Origin of the sequence: Pseudoalteromonas sp. SiA1 (genome assembly GCF_018732205.1) — a bacterium.
Taxonomy (GTDB): Bacteria; Pseudomonadota; Gammaproteobacteria; order Enterobacterales; family Alteromonadaceae; genus Pseudoalteromonas; species Pseudoalteromonas tetraodonis.
The window spans coordinates 2,251,605-2,269,088 of record NZ_CP076084.1; the positions used below are offsets into that span (position 1 = coordinate 2,251,605).

Consider the following 17,484-nt stretch of genomic DNA (forward strand, 5'->3'; position numbering starts at 1 on the left):
AATTATGTGGTATTTCGCGTGGATTTTAGGTGTATTACTTGCCTGTACCTTAGGCGTAATAAATGTAATGTGGTATGAGTTTCATCAAAATAAAAACAGCATTGCTGATGATGAACAAGCCACCCATGATTTATTAAACGAGCATAATACAACTCATAATGACGACTAACCCCCGACCTAATCGCGCGCAGCAACAGTCTCTGCGCGCTTTTTTAAAGCAGCAAAGTAAGCCGGCAGCAATGTGGTTAAAGCTAAGCATTGCCCTAGGTACAGTTAATGCGATTTTAATGATTGCAGGCGCTTATTTACTTGCACAAACCATTCATGATGTGATGTTTGAAGGTCGTAATTTAGCCCAAGTAACCCACTTTTTATGGCCTTTAGCGGGTATTATTTTACTTCGCGCCATTTTTTTAGCGTTAAGTGAGCGCTTAAGCGCATTTGCAGCGCTTAAAATCAAATCGGCTATTCGCCAAACTTTACTCGATAAACTCACGCTACTTGGGCCAAGTTATATAGAACAACACGGCCAAGGCGCTACGCTCAACACGCTGCACAATGGTGTAGAAGCTCTGCATGACTACTATGCAAAGTACTTACCAGGGGTTGCCTATAGTGCGCTTATTCCTCTGGCAATATTAGTGGTTATATTTCCGACCGATTATAAAGCAGGACTGATATTTTTATTAACCGCACCACTTATTCCGTTTTTTATGATTCTAGTTGGTCATAAGGCAGAAGCGCTTAACCAAAAGCGCTGGCAACAACTGGCGGTATTAGGCAACTACTTTTTTGACCGCATACAAGGGCTTACCCAACTAAAATTGTTTAATGCTACGCGCAAAGAGCTAAAGCAAATAGCCCAAATTTCAGATGATTTTAGGCATGCAACGCTAAGCGTGTTAAAAATTGCTTTTTTATCTTCTTTTGCACTGGAGTTTTTAGCCACAATTAGTGTGGCACTGGTAGCGGTTATTATTGGTTTTAGATTATTTTTTGGCACGCTCGATTTTGCAACCGGCTTTGTAGTATTGCTGCTAGCGCCTGAATTTTACTTACCGCTTCGCCAATTAGGCAGCCATTATCATGCGCGCTTACAAGGAATTAGTGCTGCTGCAGATATGCTAATCATTTTAAATGCACCACTGCCATCAAAAAATAATAACCACACAGCTCATATAAACATGGAGGGTAACAGCACTATCAGCGTCCATGATCTCAATTTTAGTTACCCTAATAGCAATGAGGGAATTAATAATATTAATTTAACCCTGCCAAACACAGGACTAGTAGCCATTGTGGGAGCTAGCGGCTCAGGTAAGAGCACCCTACTTGATTGCATGCTTGGTTTTCACCCAGAAGTAATACAACACATATCCATTGACCAACAACCATTGACGACAGCCGATATAAGCCAATTACAACAAAACATTGCCTGGATCCCACAAAAGCCAACCTTATTTTTCGACACCATTGGCGCTAATATAAAGCTAGGTAACCCAGGCGTTTCAAATGCAGCACTTGAGCAGGCGGCGCAGCAAGCTGGTGCGCTGGAATTTATTAACGACTTACCTGATGGGTTTAACACCTTAATAGGTGAACAAGGCGAAGGGCTCTCTGGAGGGCAAAAGCAGCGTATTGCTTTAGCTCGTGCATTTTTAAAAAACGCCCCTATTTTAATGCTTGATGAGCCAACCGCTCATTTAGACAGTCAAACTGAACAGCTCATTCAAAACGCTATTGCTGAGTATGCAAAAGAACACTTAGTGATCACCATAGCGCACCGCTTAAATACAGTAAGAAATGCCAAACAACTTATCGTTATGGAAAACGGTGCCATCGCTCAGCAAGGCGACTTTATAACGCTCAGCCAGCAAGCTGGCGAATTTGCAAAGCTGCTGCAAACAGCGCAACATGGAGCGACTAATGACTAACTTTATTCGTTTACTTAAATTGTGCCGCCCTCATTATAAAGCGATGCTTTTAGGGACGTTTCTAGCGTCACTCACGGTGCTAGCTAATGTAGGCTTACTCGCTATTTCCGGCTGGTTTTTAGCTTCAATGGCTGCCGCAGGAATTGCAGGCGTCCATATGAACTACTTTACCCCAGCTGGCACCATTCGTTTTTTGGCGATTATGCGCACCGCTTCACGTTACGCTGAACGCTTAGTTACTCACAACGCCACATTTTTATTGTTAAGTGAAATACGAGTAAATATGTTCGCCACACTCAGTAAACTTAATAATCTTGATTTGGCTATGAGCCGCAGTGCCGATTTAGTTAACCGCTTACAAAATGATGTAGACGCACTAGATAAATTTTATTTAAATGTGTTGCTGCCGATGTTAGTTGCTCTACTAACAGTGCCTATTATTATGCTGTTTATGTCTGCTTACAGCCCAAGTGTAGCCTTAATTTGCTTTACGGGCATCGTTGTTATTGGGGTGGTTATACCCGCTATATTGAGCAGACAATTAGATAAAAACAGCCACCAAGAAACATTACTCAGCGCCCAATTAAGAGCTGAGCTATCTGATACCTTAACGGGTCTTAGAGAACTAAATATTTACCAAGCTCGAAACCAACAACTCACTAAGTGTGATCAGTTAAGTAAGCAGTATAATCAGCAATTATTTATTCGTCATAAGGCTCTTGGCAATGCTGATGGTTTGAGCTTACTCATAGTGCAACTGGCTATGCTCGCCAGCATTGTCACTATTGTGCCGCTGGTGTTTAGCGCCGAGATGGTAAATGTTGAATTGGCGATGTTGAGTTTGTTTGTACTGGCCAGTTTTGAAAGCGTATTGTTACTACCCAACGCGTTTATTGAACTACCTAATGTATTAAAAGCAGCTGAGCGACTATTTACCCTTGAAGATAAAGTACTAAAGAAAAACGAGGTACCGTCACAAGTAATTAATTCAAAAAATAAAAAATGGACACTTTCGCTAGATAAAATTAGCTACCACTATGGCCAAAAGCAGGCATTAAATAATGTGAGTTTTGAGCTACCTGCAAAGCATAAAGTGGCGATTGTTGGTAGAAGCGGCAGTGGTAAAACAACCTTAGTGAATTTACTAAGCGGTTTATGGCCTCTGCAACAAGGTGCAATTAGCTTACAAAACGAAAAAGAAACAATAAACCTGCATAATTTAAATAATGAAAGCCGTGCAAAAACATTAAATATTTTAGCCCAGCAGCATCATATTTTTGATGGTACATTAAGCGATAATCTTGCCTATGCGGCACCTGATGCAACACCGCAACAAATGACAGCGGCGTTAAAACAAGCCGAGCTGGGTAACTGGTTTAGCGCGCTAAAAGAAGGCTTAAATACTCGTTTAGGCACAGGGGGACGCAGTGTCTCTCAAGGCCAGTCAAGACGCATTGCCTTGGCACAAGCGCTGCTGCAACAACCCGCCATTGTAGTGCTCGATGAACCCACTGAAGGGCTCGATAATATTTCTAAACAAGCCGTTATGAACAGTATTTTACAGCTAAAAGAGCATGCTAGTGTATTAACAATTACTCATGATCCAGCGTTGTTATCGCAAATGGATAGTGTCATCTGGCTAGACAGTGGACAAATCATCGCTCAAGGTTCACATCAACAATTGCTCAATGAACACCCTGACTATGTGGCGTTAACGACCCGCTTTTAGTCCTTAGCAGTATTACTTTTATCAATAACGGTGACCGTTACATCAATAACGCCGACTTTAGGGTCGGCTATTTTTTTAAACATCGCCTTAGATAAATCAATAATTCGCCCCCGAATATAAGGCCCCCTGTCATTAATTCTGACCACTACAGACTTATTATTAGCAATATTGGTAACTTTCACTTTTGTACCAAATGGGAGTCTTAGGTGCGCAGCAGTTGCCGCCTGTTGGCTAAAACGTTCGCCATTAGCCGTGGTTCTGCCATGATATTTGTCTGCATAGAATGATGCTTTACCTCGCTCTGACATATCACTTTGTTGATTAATTATTTGCCTTGGCGCAGTACTACAAGCAGTTAACATAACCAATAGCATTGAAAGCAATACTAACTTTATCCGTTTCATTATTAATACTTTATAGGAAAATGTGTAGGGAGTGTAATAAGGTAAGCCTGAGTAGAGACTGAATTTAATAAACATAGCAACATGCACTTCATGGCTGAGTTATTAATCAAATATCAGCTAATAAAAAACCACCTTGATTACTCAAAGGTGGTTTTTTTATAAATTAAAATGCTCTTTATTAACGCACGATACCGCGCTCTGAGCTTTTAACAAAATCAATCATCAGCTGCACAGCAGGGTATTTTTCAGCGTCTTCTGAAAGCGATTCTATCGCTTCATCAACGCTTAGGCTCTTGCGATAAAACGCTTTGTACGCGCGGCGTACTGCCATTATCTCATCGCTTTCAAAACCACGGCGTTTCATACCTTCGGTATTGATTGCTGCAGGGCCTGCTGGCATCCCAATAGTGGTAACAAAAGGAGGTACGTCTTTATTTACACCAGAATACATACCAACAAATGCATGAGCACCAATTTTACAAAATTGATGCACACCTGAGTTACCCGCTAAAATAACCCAATCACCAACATGAACGTGACCTGCTACACTGGCATTATTTGCAAAAATAACGTTATCGCCAATCACCGCATCGTGTGCAACGTGAGTGTAAGCCATAAATAAGTTATTGCTACCTATTTTGGTAACACCTTCATCTTGGATTGTACCGCGATGAATAGTCGCACATTCACGAATAACATTATTGTCGCCAATAATTAAGCTTGTTGGTTCGTTGTTATATTTTTTGTCTTGGCAGGCTTCGCCCACAGAAGCAAACTGAAAAATATGGTTACCAGAGCCAATAGTAGCAGGCCCTTTAACAACAACGTGAGACTCAATAATACAGTCATCACCAATAACAACATCATTACCGATGTAACTGTATGGTCCAACTGACACATTGTTACCAAGTTTTGCACCCGGTTCGATTATTGCCGTAGCATGGATCACAATTAAAACTCTCTTCTAGCACACATGATTTCGGCGCTACACACTGTTTTGCCGTCAACTTTAGCTTCAGCCGCAAATTTCCATATGTTACGACGCTCTTTTAAAAACTTAACATGAAGATGCATGGTATCACCTGGCACAACCGGCTGCTTAAAACGAGCATTGTCTACGGCTGCAAATAGGTAAAGTTCGTTTTCACTACGATTTTCAACCGTTTTAAACCCTAATAGACCCGTTGCTTGTGCCATTGACTCTAATATTAGCACACCAGGAAAAATCGGCTGGTTTGGGAAATGGCCGGTGAAAATGGGTTCATTAATCGATACGTTTTTAATTGCATGTAACGATTCACCAGGGGTGAAATCTATAACGCGATCAATCAGTAGCATCGGGTAACGGTGCGGTAATAAACTTAAAATTTCTTGAATATCAAGGCTATTTAATTCGTTTGCCAAAATAGCATCCTTATTAGTGTTCAACGTTCATGACTTATTCAATGCTTCAAGCGCTTTTAGACGTGACTTCATGTCTGAAAGGTTACGCAAATGAGCAATTGATTTTCGCCATTCTTTGTTAGTCGTATGAGGCATACCGGATGAGTAAATACCCGGTTCGGTGATTGATTTAGTCACCATACTCATACCAGTAATTATAACACCATCACATACAGACATGTGACCGTTAATTGCGCTCATGCCGCCAATCTGGCAATTTTTACCTATGCTGACACTGCCTGCAAGTACAGTACAACCGGCAATTGCAGTGCCTGACTGAACTTCAACGTTGTGTGCTATTTGACACTGATTATCAATAATAACGTTACTGTGAATAATAGTATCATCGAGTGCACCACGATCTATGGTGGTGCTTGCACCAATTTCGACTTTATCGCCAATGATCACTGAGCCTAGTTGTGGAATTTTAAGCCACTGACCACGTTCATTCGCATAACCAAAACCGTCGCTGCCAATAACAGTATTCGCTTGAAATAAACAGTCTGCGCCAATCTCAACATCATGATAAACGCTCACACTTGACCATAGTTTGGTGCCTGAGCCTATTTTAACACGTTCACCAATAAAACTGTTCGGACCAATTTGTACGTTATCGCCAATCACAGCGTCAGCTTCAATTACAACATTCGCGCCTATGGCTGCGCTTTTACTGACTTGCGCACTGGCATGTATAACCGCACTTGGGTGTATACCACTAATGGCACTACGTGGCGTGGTATCCATTAACTGAGCGAGTTTGGCGTAATTCACATACGGATTGGCGACGATGATTTTGTTGCCTGAAAAATAAGGCGCATCCTCAGGACTCAGTATCACAGCACTGGCTTGTGTTGTTTCAAGCTGAGAGCGATATTTCTTGTTCGCTAAAAATGCAATATGCCCAGTCTGGGCATTTGCAAGTGTTGCTATTTTTTTAATTTCTAAAGCGCCATCACCTTGTAGCTCGGCGCCTAGAAGTTCCGCAATTTGCGAAAGCGTATAATTTTGCATAGATTAATTATTTCTTACTTACAGCGTCTACAACTTTTTCAGAAAGATCAGTTACTTCTTTAGGGTTAAAGTAAATTGTTGTGTCTTTTACTTTAACTTCGTCGAAGTCGCCTTTTTTAGCAATCTCTTGGATTGTTTCAATGATTAGAGTCTGAACTTTAGCCAACTCTTGATTTTGGCGTGATTTAATTTCTTGCTCTAGAGGACGACCTTTTTCAGCAAGATTTTTTTGCATACCTTGAATTTTATCACGTAATGCGTCTTTTTGGTCTTGACTCATTGTAGTGCTTTCACGCTTAAACTTTTCAGCTTCAAAGCGAATGTCACCTTGTAACTTTTCAAGCTCTTGACGACGCTCTGCAAACTCAGTTTGCAGAGACTGTTCAATTTTAGCCATTTGTGGAAGCTGCTTGTAGATTTCTTGCATATCTACAATACCCACTTTATGAGCAAAAGCGTTAACTGATGTACCCATCATAAGTGTAGCTAAAACGGCAACTGCTGTTGATTTGAATAATTTTTTCACAATAAACTCCTTTAGAAAGTGTTACTAATATTAAAACTGATGGTCTTGGTATCGTCATCTTCTTCTTTTTGCAACGGATACGCAAAGCTGATCAGCATCGGACCCATAGGTGAGATCCACTGTAATGATAAACCGGTTGCAACCCTAAAGCGCATTGGGTCTGAGTAGTCATCTAATTTTGCACGCTCATCAATACCTAAGTTTTGATAGCGATCAACACTGAATTCGGTATCCCATACATTGGCAGCGTCAACAAAGAAACTCGTTCGCACTGAGCTAGTATTCTCTTCATCTAAGAATGGAGTAGGTACAATAAGCTCCATACCTGCCACTGCTTTAGCATTACCACCAATACGACCTTGTGGTATTAGCACGTCAAACTCTGACGCCCCACCAATGTTGCCTGTGGTTGTGCCATCACCTGATGGCGTACCTGGTATTGATTGCGGTATACGCGAAACAGCACGCGGTAAAATGGTATTTCTATCAAAGCCACGTAATTCCATTTCAGTGATACGGAAGTATTCTTGGAACGGTAAAGTTTGATCATAGCCATTGGTAGAGCCATAACCATTACCATAACCTAATGCAGCACGCGTTGAGAAAACCCAACGATGATCGTTAGAAATCGGCCAGTAAAAACGCGAATCATAATTTAATTTAAAGTACTGTAAATCAGAGTTTGGCGTTGTGGCTGTTAAGTTTAATGTTTGTCGTGAACCTGCCGTTGGGAATAAACCACGGTTAACTGTAACACGTGACCAACCAACACTTAGCTCGTACTTTGTAAATTCAAAGCCCGCATCTGGATTTTCTGGATCTAAGAAGGTTTCACGTAGTACACGTGTTTGCTCATATTCAGCAATATCTGACAATTGTTCTTCTATCCAACGTGCGCCAAAGTTAATACGGTTAATGGCATCAATTGGGAAACCAATGTTTGTCCCTAACCCATAACTTTTTGACTTATAGTCAATCAAGCTAAACTGACTGGCATCGTAGTTACTGTAAAAGATACTGCTGCCCTGCGATACGCCATCCGGCGTAAAGTAAGGGTCGGTATACGATACACTGACACGCTCAGAGCCGCGTGAAGTATTAATATTAAAGCCAATTTGGTTACCTGTGCCTAAAAAGTTAGACTCGGTTACACCAATATTAAACTGCAGACCTAAGTATGAGCCATAGGCAAGACCGGCATTGAAGCTGCCCGCAGATTGCTCTTTAACAGTAAAGTCAACGTCCACTTGGTCATCCACACCTGGAACTGGCACCACATTAAAATCAACGGTTTCCATATAAGGTAAACGTTGAATTTGTAGTTTAGAACGCTCTAGATTTTGATTAGATAACCATGCGCCTTCAAGCTGTGTCATTTCACGACGCAGTACTTCATCAGCCGTGTTTTGGTTACCACCTACAATAATTCGACGAACATACACACGCTTGCCTGGGTCAACCGACAGAGTCAATTGTACTTCTTGGTTCTCGTCATCAATTTCTGGAATCGTACGTACTTCAGCATTGGCGTAACCAAAACGCGCCAAGTAGCTTTTGATAAATTCTTCTGATGAGGTAACCACTGATCCGTTATAAAGCTCGCCTGTACGCAGTGGAATAACACTTTTTATTAATTCTTCACGACCGAGTAAATCACCGATGAAATCAAAGCCTTTCACTTTGTATTTAACGCCTTCGGTAATATTTGCCGTTACATAAACAGACTCACGTTCAGGGCTAACTGATACTTGAGTTGAGTCAATATTAAAGCGTAAATAGCCACGGTCTAAATAAAAGCTGCGAATTTTCTCTAAATCGCCTTCAATGGTTTGTTTTTGATAGCGGTCGCTACCCATAAACTGCCACCATGGTAAGTCTTGCTGTGACTCAACTAGTTGCAATAACTCTTCGTTTGAGAAAAGCTCATTACCTACTAAGTTAATTTGACGAATGGAGGCTGCATCGCCCTCGTCAAACTCAAGTCTTAATTTAACCCGATTACGTGGTAATTTAGTAACACTGATATCCACTTTTGCATTGTATTTACCAATACTGTGGAAAAATTCAATCAGGCCTTTTTCGATGTTATCGATTACCGTTTTATCAAGCGGCTCGCCTTGGCGAATATCTTGTTGATCGAGTGACTGATTTAACTGCTCATCTTTTATGTCTTTATTGCCTTCAAATTCAATAAAGCTAATGGTTGGACGTTCAGTTACTTTAAAAATAACGTTATTACCATCACGTAACGCTTTTATATTGTCAAAGTGACCAGAGCGATAAAGTGACTTAATTGTTTTTGAAATTGTATATTCATCAACATTGTCGCCCACGTTAATAGGAATATGCGTTAATGCAGCACCAAGTGCAACACGTTGCAATCCCTCAACTTTTAAATCTTCAACAATAAAGGAGTTTTGGCCTAGGGCTGCAAAGCTTGCACCCAATAAACTTGAAACTACCAAATGTTTTTTTATAGCCATTTTATTATCTTTATCCTTTACAACTGTATTACCGCTTAGCATCGAAAATTAAATATTTACGAGCTTTACAATCGTGTTCTAATTTGTCGTTACCACGCTTACATAACTACAAGCGCGATACATCATTGAACAAAGCGAAACATGTTAGAAAAATGAGTAGCAAGGCTCCCACTTTAAAACCAAACTCTTGTGTCTTTTCAGAGACTGGCTTTTTACGAAAAAGTTCAATTATGTAATACATTAAGTGCCCACCATCAAGCACTGGCAGAGGAAGTAAATTAAATACTCCCAAGTTAACGCTTATCAAAGCTAAAAAGCTTAAAAATGCGACTAATCCATAACTAACACTGGTGCCGGCGCCTACGGCTATGCCGACGGGTCCACTTAGGTTTTTAACCGACACTTGGCCTGTTATTAAGTTACCTATCATGTCAAAACTCAGCGTAATTAAACGCCATGTTTCTTTTGTGCCCAGCACAATACTATCTAGTGGCCCATAATGTCTAGTCTCTACAAAATCATCAGGCCACTGCTCTACAACGGGAGCAACACCCAAAAAGCCTTGCTCTATGCCATTACTGACGACCCGGCTCTTTGGAGTAACTGTTATTGTTTTTATACTATCTTGTCTTTTTACACTAAATTGTAAGGATTTGTTAGCCGATTGAGTAATAAGATTAACTAATTGCTGCCAACTGCTCATTGTTTCACCATTCACAGCTAAAATAACGTCGTTAACCTGTAAATTAGCCTGTTCAGCAGCTGAGTTTTTAGTAATAGCAGCAATAACCAAGGTTGCCTGAGGACGAAACGGTACAATACCTAACGAACTGAGCGGCGGTACATCTTGTTGATCAAGCTTCCAACCATCTAGGTTAAGCGTTTGCACTGTTTGCTGATAATTTTCGTTACGTAAGGTTACGGCAACGCTTTTATCACCTAAATGAGACATCAAAGAAAAGGTCGCATCTTGCCAATTACTTATGTCGTCATCACCAATTTTAATAATTTGCTGGGTTGGCATAATACCGGCCTGTTCAGCTCGACTGCCTTCAACAACACTACCCACAACTGGTTTTATGGTTTGCACACCTACCATGTACATCACCGCTAAAGCAAAAATAGCGAACAAAAAGTTCGCCATCGGCCCTGCTGCCACAATGGCTATGCGGGCTTGAACTGATTTAGCATTAAACGATAAATGACGTTGATTGGCAGGCACTTCATCAACACGCTCGTCGAGCATTTTCACGTATCCGCCCAGCGGGATTGCCGCAATAACGTACTCAGTATTATATTTATCGTGCCATTTTAGTAAGGGTTTACCAAAACCAATTGAAAAGCGCAGTACCTTTACACCCGCTTTACGCGCAACCCAAAAATGACCATATTCATGAACGGTCACTAGAATGCCTAGTGCGAGTATAAACGAACCTAAATTCCAAAAAAAATCGAACATATCAATGCACCACTTTTGTTATAAACTGCGCAGCGCTGATGCGTGCTAAACGGTCACACTCTAAAATTTCATCGAGAGTTTTCGCATCAGTAAATTGTGCGGCGTCTAGCGTTTGCGCATTCACTTTATAAATATCCGTAAACCCAATCTGCCCCTGTAAAAACGCATTAACTGCAATCTCATTAGCCGCATTAACGGTGGTGGTGGCTCCTTGGCCTGCATCACAGGCTGCAATTGCAAGCTTTAAATTGGGGTAACGTGAGAAATCAGGTTTGGTAAACGAAAAATCACAAATATCAGAAAAATTTAACGGCTTGACACCCGCATCAATGCGCTCTGGATACGCAAGTGCATGCGCTATCGGGGTGCGCATATCAGGGTTACCCATTTGCGCTAAAATAGAGCCATCTTGGTATTGCACCATAGAATGGATAATACTTTGAGGATGAATCACCACATCAATATCGCTTGCATCACAGTTAAATAACCATTTAGCCTCAATAAACTCTAAGCCTTTGTTCATCATCGTAGCTGAGTCTACTGATATTTTTTGCCCCATAGACCAATTAGGATGAGCAACCGCTTCACTGACGCTAACGGTGTTAAGGGTATTGATATCGCGATTTAAAAACGGGCCACCTGAGCCAGTTAATAAAATTTTGCTAACCCCATGTTGCTCAAGCCTTGCTTGCCCTTGGGTATTTTGTAACGCACTAGGTAAACACTGAAAAATAGCATTATGCTCGCTGTCGATGGGTAATAAAGTTGCTTGATGCTTTTTAACTTTATCAATGAATAACTGACCCGACATCACCAGTGACTCTTTGTTGGCAAGCAATACTTTTTTGCCCGCTTCAACAGCGCTCAAGGTAGGTAGTAATCCGGCTGCACCGACAATCGCTGACATAACCGTATCAACATCACCATGAGCACAGAGCTCACTCATGGCTTTCTCGCCATGCATTACTTGCGTTTTACTCTCATGCTTTAAAAGCGCAGAAAGCTGCTTAGCCGCCGATTCAGATGCCATTACAGCATAACGAGGCTGGTGAGCTATACACAGTTCAGCCATTTTTTTTGCATTTTGTCCTGCGGTCAATGCAAAAACTTTAAATTGCTGTTGGTTTCTTGCAACAACATCTAACGTGCTAAGACCTATCGACCCCGTCGCACCCAAAATAACCAGTTGTTGCACAGCACTCATAAGCTAAGCGTCCAAGCAAAGCAAATAACAAACATCGGTGCTGCCGCAGTTAAACTATCAATACGGTCTAAAATACCACCGTGTCCTGGTAAGCAACTGCCGCTATCTTTAAGTCCCGCTTCGCGCTTAAACATACTCTCAAGTAAATCACCTACCGCAGAAAACAAGGCAATAAACGCTGTCATAACTGCATAAATAGGCCATACAGAGGTATCAACGTTAGTGTAATAACAAAAAGCCAGTACAAATAACACCGCGGCAACCACGCCACCTGCGAGGCCTTCTATGGTTTTATTTGGACTAACTTTAGGCATTAACTTATGTTTACCAAAACTTTTACCTGTAAAGTAAGCGCCTATATCGGCACTCCATACAATGCCTAATACAACTAAAATGAGCATAGAGCCATAGTGAGTAGATTCCGTATATTGCGCACTACGCAGTGTGTTAAGTGCAAGCCATAGCGGTACTAAGGTCAACAAACCAGCAATGCCGCGCATCACAAGCCCTTCGTTCCACCCTTTCGCCATAGCAGGGTAACGCCACACTAAGTAACTGGCTACCAACCACCAAGAAAACGACAAGGTAAATAAGTAATTAGCATCGCCTACAAGTTGACCATCTTGCCATAGAGTCTCTATAGGCCAATGCAAATTGAGTAACCCTAGTAATACTGCCACTAATAACACGAAGGCGCCACGTTTTAGCTTATCGCATAGTCCCATAAAGGCAGACCATTCCCACGCGCCCATTAATACAATAGCACCCGCAAAATAACTAAATAACGTTAGTGGGGTGTAAAAAACCAAAGCCAGTGCTAATGGCGCTAGCACTAGTGAGGTTAAAATACGTTGTTTTAACAAAATGATGACCCTTAATCTATTTTAGGTTTGAGCGAGTAATTGTTTTATTTGTTCGCCCGTGCAACCAAAACGTCGCTCTCTGGCAACGTAACATGCAATGGCCTCTGCAAAAGCAGCTTCATTAAAATCAGGCCAAAGTGTATTTGTGAAATAAAGTTCAGCGTAGGCTGCCTGCCAAAGTAAAAAGTTACTAATTCTGACATCGCCACCGGTACGGATCAATAAATCAGGCTGAGCTTGATCTGCCATACTCATATGCTGTGCAATATGTTCTTCTGTAATATCTGCTGGGTCAATTTCTCCATTCGCTACTTGTAAAGCAACTTGCTTAGCAGCGTGAGTCATATCCCAGCGACCACCGTAATTTGCCGCAACATTTAAGTGCAGCCCGGTATTGTTCGCTGTTAGTTCTTGAGCTGTATGTACTTTAGCGCGCAAGCTTTCAGAGAATCGAGATAAATCTCCAATGATGGTTAGTTTTACGTTATTTTTATGCAGCTTTTTAACTTCTTTACTCAGTACAAATAAAAAAAGCTCCATAAGTGTATTTACTTCGTCTTCAGGGCGGCGCCAGTTTTCACTACTAAAAGCAAATAAGGTTAACGATTGTATTCCTAATTTAGTACAAAACTGCACGGATTGACGAACTGCATCCACGCCTTTTTTATGCCCATATACACGAGGTCTATTTCTAGCTTGTGCCCAACGCCCGTTCCCATCCATGATGATGGCAACATGTTTAGGTAAACATTGCTGTGAAATTGTATCAGCGTCTAGAACCATAAATTTTGTGTATTCCATAAAAAAACGCCGCCTAGTATACCCCAGACGGCGTTTCAAAACTAATAATTTTAACCTGTACCCGTGATAATAAATCTACATAAAGCAAATAATTATACAGCTAACAACCCTGTATTTACTGATAATCGAGCCAATAGCAAAGAGTAAACACAATCTGTTACTCTTTAAAATCACACAATTAAAGTTAAGTGCGAAGGCATATAAACAACGACTTAGTTACTTTAGTAAAGCTGTTAATCCGAGCCTAGATTAGCAATTAGATTTCCATCAACTCAGCTTCTTTCGCTGTTAGTTGCGTATCCATTTCTTTGATAAACTTATCAGTGATTTTTTGGATAGCATCTTCAGCTTGACGCGCTTCATCTTCAGAGATGTCTTTATCTTTTAATAAGTTTTTAATATCGCCATTTGCATCACGACGAATGTTACGAATAGCAACACGACCGCCTTCTACTTCACCACGTACGATTTTAATTAAATCTTTACGACGTTCTTCAGTCAATGGAGGAAGTGGTACACGGATCACTGTACCTGCAGACATTGGATTTAAACCAAGGTCAGATGCCATAATCGCTTTTTCAACAGCTTGCGCTAATGACTTATCAAATACACCAATAGCCAATGTACGTGAGTCTTCAATTGTTACATTTGCAACTTGGTTTAACGGTGTTGGTGCGCCGTAGTACGACACCATGATGCCGTCTAAAATTGCAGGATGAGCACGGCCAGTACGAATTTTAGATAATTGACTACCAAGTGCTGCTACACTTTTTTGCATGCGCGCTTGCGCATCTTTTTGAATATCGTTAATCACGGTTTAATCCTAATCTAGTTACTAACTTCATCTGAGGCTTGTGAAGAAATAAGGGTTCCTTCTTCTTCACCCATTATTACGCGCTTTAATGCGCCTGATTTATTCATATTAAATACGCTCAATGGCATATTATGGTCGCGAGCTAATGTAAATGCCGCTAAATCCATTACTTTTAGTTCTTTATCAATAATTTCATTGTAGCTTAAGTGACGGTAAAGTGTCGCATCTGGGTTTTTAACCGGATCATCGCTAAATACACCATCTACTTTGGTTGCTTTAATTACTGTGTCAGCTTCAATTTCAATGCCACGTAAACACGCTGCAGAGTCAGTTGTGAAGAACGGGTTACCCGTACCGGCTGCAAAAATAACAACGCGACCTGTTTTTAATAAGCTAATGGCTTCTGCCCAGTTATACGCATCACATACGCCATTTAAAGGAATGGCTGACATTAAACGGCAATTTACAAATGCACGGTGCAACGCATCACGCATAGCAAGGCCATTCATGACGGTTGCAAGCATACCCATGTGGTCGCCAACAACGCGGTTCATACCCGCTTCGGCTAGTGAGCCACCACGTAAAAAGTTACCGCCACCAATAACTAAACCCACTTCTACGTCGAGTTCTACGAGCTCTTTAATTTCTTGTGCCATACGATCTAAAACTTTAGGGTCGATGCCGAAGCCTTCGTCTCCCATTAAAGCTTCACCACTTAATTTGAGAAGAACACGTCTAAAAATAGGTTTGCGATTGATAGTCATAGTTTTGGGGCCAACTTTTATTGAATTATGGATAAAAAATAACCGCGCTTATGTTAAACATAAAAGCGCGGTTATTTTAAAGAATTTCTAAGCGTGACGCAAAAGCAAATAGTACTTTAATTGCATCTATTTTCCTTTGGCATCACAAATAGCTAATCTTACTTAGCTTTAGCAGCTGCAATTTGAGCAGCAACTTCAGCAGCAAAATCTTCTTCTTTCTTCTCGATACCTGCACCAACTTCCATACGTACAAAGCCAGTAACTGTTGCGTTTTTCTCTTTAAGAATTTCGCCAACAGACTTTTTAGGTTCCATGATGAAAGCTTGACCAGTAAGAGAAACCTCACCAGTAAATTTCTTCATACGACCAACAACCATCTTCTCAGCGATTTCAGCAGGCTTGCCTTCATTCATCGCGATGTCGATTTGTACTTGCTTTTCTTTTTCAACAACATCAGCAGGTACATCATCTGGCGTTAGGTAGTCTGGGTTTGAAGCAGCAACGTGCATTGCAACGTGCTTAAGTGTTTCTTCATCAGCAACACCTGCAACAACAACACCAATACGCTCGCCGTGACGGTACTCAACTAGTTGCTCACCAGTGATGTACTGAAGACGACGTACATTGATGTTTTCACCAATTTTAGTTACTAGCTCAACACGATCTTCTTCAAACTTAGCTTGTAAGTCTTCGATAGATGAAGTGTCAGCGATAGCAGCATCTGCAACTTTATTAGCAAATGCTAAGAAGCTTGCATCTTTAGCTACGAAGTCAGTTTGACAGTTAACTTCTACAAGTACTGCAACACCCGCGTTTTGCTTGATGATGATAGTACCTTCAGCAGCGATGTTACCTGCTTTTTTAGCAGCCTTTGCAGCACCGCTCTTACGCATGTTTTCAATCGCTAACTCGATGTCACCATCAGTCTCAGTTAACGCTTTTTTACAATCCATCATGCCAGCGCCAGTACGCTCGCGTAATTCTTTAACTAGGGCAGTAGTTACAGCCATTAGTAAATCCTCAAATCTGAAATCAGGTTTAGATAAGCGGGTTACCCGCTCCACAAGAATAGCAAGTCTTCACCTTTAAAAGATGAAGACTTGATGACAGCTAATTACTCAGCTTCTACGAAGTCATCTTTTTCAGCTTGAGCAACGATGTTACTCTCACGGCCTTCAGTGATCGCAGCTGCAACAGCACTAGTGTAAAGGTTGATTGCACGGATAGCATCATCGTTACCAGGTACGATGTAATCAACACCGTCTGGGTTAGAGTTAGTATCAACGATTGCAACAACTGGGATACCTAGGTTGTTAGCTTCACGGATAGCAATGTGCTCGTGGTCAGCATCGATTACAAAGATAGCGTCTGGAAGGCCACCCATGTTTTTAATACCACCAAGGCTTTTTTCAAGCTTGTCCATTTCACGAGTAAGCATTAACGCTTCTTTCTTAGTTAACTTCTCGAAAGTACCGTCTTGGCTTTGAGCTTCAAGGTCTTTAAGACGCTTGATTGATTGACGAACTGTTTTCCAGTTAGTCAACATGCCGCCTAACCAACGGTGGTTAACGAAGAATTGATCGCTTTGTAAAGCAGCTTCTTTTACTGCTTCGCTTGCTGCGCGCTTAGTACCAACGAAAAGAACTTTACCTTTGTTTGCAGCAGCACCAGATAAAAACTTAAGTGCAGTGTTGAACATTGGTACAGTTTGCTCAAGGTTGATGATATGTACACGGTTACGTGCGCCGAAGATGAAAGGCTTCATCTTAGGGTTCCAGTAACGTGCTTGGTGACCAAAGTGAACACCAGCTTGAAGCATATCGCGCATTGAAACGTTTGCCATTTTGTAAATCCTCTAAGTTGTTTAGGGTTAGGCCTCCACATATCCCATAGCACCAACACCGCAGTTAAATGAAACTGAAATGCACCCAAGTGTATGTGACGATACGTGTGTGTGTTAAAATAAAATTGTGTTTGCCTTAAATACAAAAAATCATTTAAGAATTTATTTGTAAAAAGACGGCGCGCTTTATACCATATTAAAATTAA

The 17,484-nt window shown here is 41.2% G+C and carries 17 protein-coding genes; 3 read left to right on the forward strand and 14 right to left on the reverse strand.

Features of this window, described 5'->3' with window-relative positions; genetic code table 11:
- The first annotated feature begins 4 nt into the window (after positions 1 to 4).
- Genes cydX through cydC form a run of 3 tightly spaced genes read left to right on the forward strand, consistent with a single transcriptional unit; the run spans position 5 to position 3,663 of the window.
- The gene (gene cydX, locus KK487_RS10420; RefSeq protein WP_013465418.1) at positions 5 to 169 is read left to right on the forward strand and encodes a cytochrome bd-I oxidase subunit CydX; all 165 of its coding nucleotides are present in this window, start codon (positions 5 to 7) and stop codon (positions 167 to 169) included.
- Positions 159 to 1,934 (forward strand): thiol reductant ABC exporter subunit CydD, encoded by a 1,776-nt coding sequence (cydD, locus tag KK487_RS10425; RefSeq protein WP_013465419.1) that lies wholly within the window; start codon positions 159 to 161, stop codon positions 1,932 to 1,934. The genes cydX and cydD overlap by 11 nt, the downstream gene beginning before the upstream one ends.
- Entirely contained in the window at positions 1,927 to 3,663 is a 1,737-nt protein-coding gene (gene cydC / locus KK487_RS10430) for a thiol reductant ABC exporter subunit CydC (RefSeq protein WP_013465420.1), read from the forward strand. The genes cydD and cydC overlap by 8 nt, the downstream gene beginning before the upstream one ends.
- Here the strand turns inward: cydC and KK487_RS10435 are convergent.
- From KK487_RS10435 to rpsB, 14 genes are all read right to left on the reverse strand, one after another.
- Positions 3,660 to 4,067, reverse strand: coding sequence for a septal ring lytic transglycosylase RlpA family protein (locus tag KK487_RS10435; protein ID WP_013465421.1), 408 nt, complete (start codon positions 4,065 to 4,067; stop codon positions 3,660 to 3,662). The genes cydC and KK487_RS10435 overlap by 4 nt on opposite strands.
- 178 nt (positions 4,068 to 4,245) lie before the next feature.
- Positions 4,246 to 5,016: an acyl-ACP--UDP-N-acetylglucosamine O-acyltransferase gene (gene lpxA, locus KK487_RS10440; protein WP_215521750.1), complete on the reverse strand. Its 771-nt coding sequence runs from the start codon at positions 5,014 to 5,016 to the stop codon at positions 4,246 to 4,248.
- A gap of 2 nt (positions 5,017 to 5,018) precedes the next feature.
- On the reverse strand, positions 5,019 to 5,471 hold the full coding sequence (gene fabZ / locus KK487_RS10445) for a 3-hydroxyacyl-ACP dehydratase FabZ (protein ID WP_008110974.1): 453 nt from the start codon (positions 5,469 to 5,471) through the stop codon (positions 5,019 to 5,021).
- Positions 5,472 to 5,498: 27 nt separating this feature from the next.
- Complete coding sequence (lpxD, locus tag KK487_RS10450; RefSeq protein WP_215521751.1) at positions 5,499 to 6,521, reverse strand: UDP-3-O-(3-hydroxymyristoyl)glucosamine N-acyltransferase; 1,023 nt, start codon at positions 6,519 to 6,521, stop codon at positions 5,499 to 5,501.
- A gap of 7 nt (positions 6,522 to 6,528) precedes the next feature.
- Complete coding sequence (locus KK487_RS10455; protein ID WP_008467513.1) at positions 6,529 to 7,047, reverse strand: OmpH/Skp family outer membrane protein; 519 nt, start codon at positions 7,045 to 7,047, stop codon at positions 6,529 to 6,531.
- Between the two features lie 11 nt (positions 7,048 to 7,058).
- Positions 7,059 to 9,530: an outer membrane protein assembly factor BamA gene (bamA, locus tag KK487_RS10460; protein ID WP_058155514.1), complete on the reverse strand. Its 2,472-nt coding sequence runs from the start codon at positions 9,528 to 9,530 to the stop codon at positions 7,059 to 7,061.
- Between the two features lie 106 nt (positions 9,531 to 9,636).
- A complete protein-coding gene (gene rseP / locus KK487_RS10465; protein WP_058155036.1) occupies positions 9,637 to 10,989 on the reverse strand; it encodes a sigma E protease regulator RseP in 1,353 nt (450 codons plus the stop codon).
- Position 10,990: 1 nt separating this feature from the next.
- Positions 10,991 to 12,193 carry a 1-deoxy-D-xylulose-5-phosphate reductoisomerase gene (ispC, locus tag KK487_RS10470; protein ID WP_138764499.1) on the reverse strand — a complete coding sequence of 401 codons (1,203 nt, stop codon included), beginning with the start codon at positions 12,191 to 12,193 and terminating at the stop codon, positions 10,991 to 10,993.
- The gene (locus KK487_RS10475) at positions 12,190 to 13,056 is read right to left on the reverse strand and encodes a phosphatidate cytidylyltransferase (RefSeq protein ID WP_008110985.1); all 867 of its coding nucleotides are present in this window, start codon (positions 13,054 to 13,056) and stop codon (positions 12,190 to 12,192) included. The genes ispC and KK487_RS10475 overlap by 4 nt, the downstream gene beginning before the upstream one ends.
- 21 nt (positions 13,057 to 13,077) lie before the next feature.
- Positions 13,078 to 13,857 carry an undecaprenyl pyrophosphate synthase gene (gene uppS / locus KK487_RS10480; RefSeq protein WP_008110986.1) on the reverse strand — a complete coding sequence of 260 codons (780 nt, stop codon included), beginning with the start codon at positions 13,855 to 13,857 and terminating at the stop codon, positions 13,078 to 13,080.
- A gap of 256 nt (positions 13,858 to 14,113) precedes the next feature.
- Positions 14,114 to 14,635 (reverse strand): ribosome recycling factor, encoded by a 522-nt coding sequence (gene frr / locus KK487_RS10485; protein WP_013465428.1) that lies wholly within the window; start codon positions 14,633 to 14,635, stop codon positions 14,114 to 14,116.
- A 50-nt stretch (positions 14,636 to 14,685) separates the two neighbouring features.
- The gene (gene pyrH, locus KK487_RS10490) at positions 14,686 to 15,435 is read right to left on the reverse strand and encodes a UMP kinase (protein WP_016899281.1); all 750 of its coding nucleotides are present in this window, start codon (positions 15,433 to 15,435) and stop codon (positions 14,686 to 14,688) included.
- Positions 15,436 to 15,593: 158 nt separating this feature from the next.
- A complete protein-coding gene (gene tsf, locus KK487_RS10495) occupies positions 15,594 to 16,445 on the reverse strand; it encodes a translation elongation factor Ts (protein WP_013465429.1) in 852 nt (283 codons plus the stop codon).
- 104 nt (positions 16,446 to 16,549) lie between these two features.
- Positions 16,550 to 17,278 (reverse strand): 30S ribosomal protein S2, encoded by a 729-nt coding sequence (rpsB, locus tag KK487_RS10500; RefSeq protein WP_013465430.1) that lies wholly within the window; start codon positions 17,276 to 17,278, stop codon positions 16,550 to 16,552.
- Positions 17,279 to 17,484: the final 206 nt, after the last annotated feature.

Excerpts from the sequence above, each read along its gene's own strand:
- rpsB (WP_013465430.1), bottom strand. The coding sequence starts at position 17,278 with ATGGCAAACGTTTCAATGCGCGATATGCTTCAAGCTGGTGTTCACTTT.
- lpxD (WP_215521751.1), bottom strand. The coding sequence starts at position 6,521 with ATGCAAAATTATACGCTTTCGCAAATTGCGGAACTTCTAGGCGCCGAG.
- pyrH (WP_016899281.1), bottom strand. The coding sequence starts at position 15,435 with ATGACTATCAATCGCAAACCTATTTTTAGACGTGTTCTTCTCAAATTA.
- rseP (WP_058155036.1), bottom strand. The coding sequence starts at position 10,989 with ATGTTCGATTTTTTTTGGAATTTAGGTTCGTTTATACTCGCACTAGGC.
- bamA (WP_058155514.1), bottom strand. The coding sequence starts at position 9,530 with ATGGCTATAAAAAAACATTTGGTAGTTTCAAGTTTATTGGGTGCAAGC.
- tsf (WP_013465429.1), bottom strand. The coding sequence starts at position 16,445 with ATGGCTGTAACTACTGCCCTAGTTAAAGAATTACGCGAGCGTACTGGC.
- cydX (WP_013465418.1), top strand. The coding sequence starts at position 5 with ATGTGGTATTTCGCGTGGATTTTAGGTGTATTACTTGCCTGTACCTTA.
- KK487_RS10435 (WP_013465421.1), bottom strand. The coding sequence starts at position 4,067 with ATGAAACGGATAAAGTTAGTATTGCTTTCAATGCTATTGGTTATGTTA.
- uppS (WP_008110986.1), bottom strand. The coding sequence starts at position 13,857 with ATGGAATACACAAAATTTATGGTTCTAGACGCTGATACAATTTCACAG.
- ispC (WP_138764499.1), bottom strand. The coding sequence starts at position 12,193 with ATGAGTGCTGTGCAACAACTGGTTATTTTGGGTGCGACGGGGTCGATA.
- frr (WP_013465428.1), bottom strand. The coding sequence starts at position 14,635 with ATGCAAAAAAGTGTAGCAGCACTTGGTAGTCAATTATCTAAAATTCGT.
- cydD (WP_013465419.1), top strand. The coding sequence starts at position 159 with ATGACGACTAACCCCCGACCTAATCGCGCGCAGCAACAGTCTCTGCGC.
- cydC (WP_013465420.1), top strand. The coding sequence starts at position 1,927 with ATGACTAACTTTATTCGTTTACTTAAATTGTGCCGCCCTCATTATAAA.